The 2,693-nt window shown below is 48.5% G+C and carries 3 protein-coding genes; all 3 read right to left on the reverse strand.

All coding sequences use genetic code 11. The annotated features are described in order from the left end of the window. Positions 1–234: 234 nt before the first annotated feature. Complete coding sequence (locus KFV02_RS11350) at positions 235–537, reverse strand: (2Fe-2S) ferredoxin domain-containing protein (protein WP_252381665.1); 303 nt, start codon at positions 535–537, stop codon at positions 235–237. Between the two features lie 11 nt (positions 538–548). Beyond that, the gene (gene nifK, locus KFV02_RS11355) at positions 549–1,922 is read right to left on the reverse strand and encodes a nitrogenase molybdenum-iron protein subunit beta (RefSeq protein WP_252381666.1); all 1,374 of its coding nucleotides are present in this window, start codon (positions 1,920–1,922) and stop codon (positions 549–551) included. 33 nt (positions 1,923–1,955) lie between these two features. Beyond that, positions 1,956–2,693, reverse strand: a 738-nt coding sequence (locus KFV02_RS11360) for a nitrogenase component 1 (protein WP_289510159.1), incomplete at its 5' end; no start/stop codon positions are given.

Consider the following 2,693-nt stretch of genomic DNA (forward strand, 5'->3'; position numbering starts at 1 on the left):
CAGGCAAGCTCAAAAGGCTGCTCACCTTTGCGGTATATCTGGTCCTTGCGTTCTTCAAAAATAACTGCTGTCTTCATAATTTTTACCTTTTCATTTTTAAGGGGATAACCTCTTTTAAATCTAAAAAGAGAATATATCCGTTCCAGCAATCCAGTATCTCAGCATCCCAGCTTTTTTAGGTAAAGGGCTAAAGGCCAAGATAGACAGCCTCCTGCCTAAAGCCCTACCTATTTACTAGGCAAGAAGGTACTCTTCAGCGGCCCTGCCTTCCTCAAGCGCGTCCAGTATTTCATCGATCTGGTCCTCGTCTGTAATCCCACCGTACCAGTACCCTTGTGGATAAATGACCATGACAGGTCCCTGGTCGCAAAACTGCAAGCATCCGGTACTGGAAAGAAAGGCGTTCAGACCGCGATCCGCGATTTCGCTTTCAAGGTATTGAAGCAGTTCCCCTCCACCTTGCTTGATACATTTACCTTTGGGTTCCAGTCCCCTGAAACTCATACATACTAGAATGTGATAGTCCGGCTTTTCCATGACAAACCTCCCTACATAACCAGTTCCAGACGCTCATCAGGAGCATCACGGTCGGCACGATCAAGAAGTGTGTTGACTATATTGGAAATCAGATAGATTCCGCCACTATAACCGACTTTAGGAAAGTAAGTGTGTCCTACGCGGTCCAGAATCGGAAAACCAAATCGTACCAAGGGTATGTCCTCGGCCCGCGAGATATACTTGCCGTAAGTATTACCGATAAGGAGATCCACTGGATCGTTCTTGATAAGCTGGTGGAGATAAAAAAGATCTGCGTTCTGCTTGCAAACATACTCCCAATCAGCATCCTTCATCACCTCTGCAATCTGCCTCTCAAAGCGTTTTCCAGGAGTACCGGTGATAATGTACTTGGGCCGCATACCCATGCTCTTTAAAAAGTCGGTCAGTCCAACGATCAAATCAGGATCTCCCCAGAGCGCTACCTTTTTGCCATACAGATAATGCTGATAGTCGGTCATGATATCCACCAGACGACCACGCTCATCCATAAGTGACTCAGGAATCTCCTTGCCTGTAGCATCCATGAGTGCCTGGATGAACTTGTCCGTGGCCTTGACTCCGATAGGCGCTTCCAAGGTCTTAAAAGGTACGCCACACTTCTGTTCCAACGCTATGGCTGCCGGTTCCGAAGCAAAAGCGCCCAGGGCAAGGGTCATCTTGCTTGTGCCTGTCCTTTTCAAATCCTCGATGGTTACGCCGCCTTTGGGATACATCTGGTATTCGCCACGCATCGGCGTATCCAAGACATCTGAGGTATCCGGGAATACAATGCCATCAATTCCCATTACCCGGAGGATGCGCTTTATTTCGCGCATATCAGAAGGCTCGACAAAACCTGGGATGACATTGACCTGGTTTTCCTTCTTCTCACCACCTTCGGCGAGGTACTTGACTATTCCCGAAACCATATTGGCAAAACCAGTAATATGAGAGCCCACGTAACTTGGAGTGTTCGTGTGGATGACCAGCTTGCCTTCAGGAATAATACCGTCACTGGCAGCCTTTTTAGTAATACTTGGTATGTCATCACCAATGGTCTCAGACAGACAAGTAGTGTGCACGGCAACGATGTCCGGGTTGTAGACCTGGAAAATGGTCTTTAGAGACTGGCGCAGGTTCGGAGCTCCGCCAAAGACACTGGCGCCTTCGGTGAAAGAACTGGTACTGGCCATGACAGGCTCTTTATAGTGCCTGGTCAGGTGACTGCGATGGTAAGAGCAACATCCCTGGCTGCCATGACTGTGTGGCAAACAGCCATGTATTCCCAAGGCTGCATACATAGCCCCTATAGGCTGACAGGTTTTGGCAGGGTTAATACGCAAAGCCTGCCTCTCAACTATCTCTTTAGGCGTATGGTCAAGCATAGCTTTTTCTCCTCTCTAAGTTATCCTGTTGGGTTACTCGTTCAACTCTGCCTTAAGTGTCGGCCCTTTTTCCCAAGGAGCCTTGAGCAGCTTCCAGGCCGGATTGTGGATCATCATGTCTATCTCGCGGGCAAAATTAACCGCTCCCCTGAATCCTGCGAATGGACCTGAGTAATCATAGTTGTGAAGCTGTTTGGAAGGTACGCCAAACTTCTCAATAATGTACTTGTCTTTAATTCCGGAGCAGACCATATCCGGCTTCATCTTTTTGATCAGGTACTCCAGTTCGATGTGGCTTATGTCATCAATAACCAAAGTGCCTTCGCCCATGTCCTCCCACATTCCGCCATAGGTACCAATCACACCCTCTTCCTTAAGGACTTTATAGTATTCGGGATCTATCCGCGGCTTGTATCTTTCCGGGTCCGGCTCTACTTTCAATTCCTCGATATTCTTGTTGTCCGCGTCTATCTTGATGGTCGGAATAACGTGACGGCCTTCGTAGTCGTCGCGGTGAGCAAATTCATAACCGGCAACAACCGGTTCCATGCCCAGATCACGAAAGAGATCCTGGTAGTGGTGAGCCCGTGAACCACCTACAAAAAGCATAACGCTCTTGCCCTTGAGCCGCTCCTTGTAGGGAGCAATCTTTGCCTCGGCCTCGGCTGTTTCTTCTTCAATGACCTTTTCAACGCGCTCGGTCAGTTCGGGATCATTAAAAACACGGGCTATCTTACGCAGGGACTTGGCCATGGCCTTAATGCCAATAAA

The organism is Desulfovulcanus ferrireducens, from assembly GCF_018704065.1.
Classification (GTDB): Bacteria; Desulfobacterota; Desulfovibrionia; order Desulfovibrionales; family Desulfonatronovibrionaceae; genus Desulfovulcanus; species Desulfovulcanus ferrireducens.